Source organism: Paraburkholderia sp. AV2, from assembly GCF_054968425.1.
Map to the genome: position 1 here is coordinate 1 of NZ_JBANLK010000110.1, position 1887 is coordinate 1887.

2 protein-coding genes are annotated in these 1887 nt (G+C 57.6%); both read left to right on the plus strand.

The window, feature by feature from the left end; translation table 11 throughout:
* On the plus strand, window positions 1-614 hold a 614-nt coding region (locus V8683_RS31280; RefSeq protein ID WP_462880748.1), incomplete at its 5' end, for a hypothetical protein.
* Window positions 614-1702 (plus strand): type VI secretion system baseplate subunit TssG, encoded by a 1089-nt coding sequence (tssG, locus tag V8683_RS31285; protein WP_411189958.1) that lies wholly within the window; start codon window positions 614-616, stop codon window positions 1700-1702. The genes V8683_RS31280 and tssG, both read left to right, overlap by 1 nt.
* Window positions 1703-1887 lie beyond the last annotated feature (185 nt).

Sequence of the window (1887 nt, forward strand, 5' to 3'; positions counted from 1 at the left end):
GATCTGCTGGAACACTCTTCAGCGAACTCAACAGCCTTTATGAAACCGTCTCTTACAACAATTCGGTTGATGGTCCGGTTATCCGGGGTTTCCTGTCTTCATTCGATGCAGACATGGAGGCGGAATCTATGAACCGGGGGCGTACACGGTATTTCGCGAGGTCAGCATCGGAGATCGCCCCCCGACTTTTCCGCTCACCAGAAGGCGATGGGTATGTCGTGTATCTCCATGGCGGATGGGACACTCACAATGCACGCGTGAAGGTCGACATGGATTACCAGATGCGGAGCTGTTGCCGGAAACTGCATATGCGCACACGAAAACTGCCGGCAGCATTCGAGGTGGATTGTGCGACGCTTGAGAGCGTGAGCGCGTTGTATGAGCGCGCGGGTCTGTTCGCGTGGCGCGAGACGCTACAGGAGGTTGATAGCTGGGAGGGCGAAACATTGACTCGCGCCTATCAACTAGCCCGGAAGAAACTGGAAACCGCGGATTGGCGAGATGCCAGCCGCGAGAATAATCCATGGCCGGAGCAACTGGCGCTGTTCGACCCGGAGGGTGGTCAGTGGTATTTCGTGTCCGGGTCTGTTACTGGTACTGACAAGGTGAGCTGATGGAACGTGCATCGGACAATAACGTCCTGCCGGAAGATGTGCTGTCACCTGCAATGATGGAGCATCTGCAGCGCGAGCCGTGGCGCTATGGTTTCTTCGCCCTCATGCGCCGCATAGGTGCCCGTGCAAATGTTAGTCCAGTCGGCACGGCTGAATTGCCTCGGACCGAGCCGTTTCATGTGGGGCAGAAAGCCAGCCTGATCTTTGCTCCACGTGAGATCGCCGAGGCAAGTCTTCGGGACGGCAAGCTGCGCATTCGTCTTTTTGGTCTTGGAATGCTTGGACCGAACGGGCCGTTACCGATTCACGTCACCGAAATCGCTCGCGAGCGTGAAGAACATCGCCGGGATCCGACGCTCAGCAAATTCCTGGACATCTTTCATCATCGCTCGCTGACATTGCTGTATCGCGCGTGGGCATTGGCGCAATCGACCCTGAGTCTCGATCGGCCTGAACACGACCGGTTTTCGCTTTATGTTGCAAGTCTTTCAGGTTTCCCCCGGAGGCAGGACAGACCTTGGCCGTTGCCTGCACATGCACGTCTTTCGGCTGCACCGCACCTTGTTCGTGAGGCCCGTAATCCGGAAGGGTTGCGCAACGCGCTCGCAAATTATTTTGGGGTGCCAGTAGAGATCGAGGAATTTGTCCCTCACTGGATGTCGCTTTCTCCGGAAAGCTGCAGCGTCATGGGTGAGCACCGTGCATCGTCATTCATCGGTACAGGTGCGGTGCTTGGTCAGCAGGTGCTGGATCGACAGTACCGATTATGCATTGTGATGGGCCCACTGGACCTGGCGGACTACCTGCGCTTCATACCACAGGGAGAAGATCTGCTGAGACTGATCGAATGGGTGAGGGCGTTTGTGAGCGAGGAGTATGACTGGGAACTCGAACTGCAGATCAAGCCGCAGAGTGCACCGCCTGCAGTCATGGGCGGCCCGGCGCAGCTCGGGTGGTCGGGGTGGCTTGGACAATCGCCGGACGGGAAGCCCATTACGGGAATGCGTTTTGAACCGGAACGCTATATACCGCAACTCAGGCGCGCTGCTGCTGAGCGGGCTGCTCGCTCAGTGAAGACTGAACCATGAAGAACAGGCCCCAAAATCTACAGCGAATGGTACCAGGCCGTCGTGGTGCCCTGTCTGTGCGCGGGCACGCAGGGCGGATGCCCTTGCGATGGCGTGAGGCGGGCATTGTCTGTCGATGCGATACGTTGGCCGTAAAAGGCCAGTTCAAAATGGCCGCTCAGCTCGGCTGAAGATGTTCCAGCAGA

Coding starts and splice junctions, on each gene's coding strand:
- tssG (WP_411189958.1), top strand. CDS start 614: ATGGAACGTGCATCGGACAATAACGTCCTGCCGGAAGATGTGCTGTCA.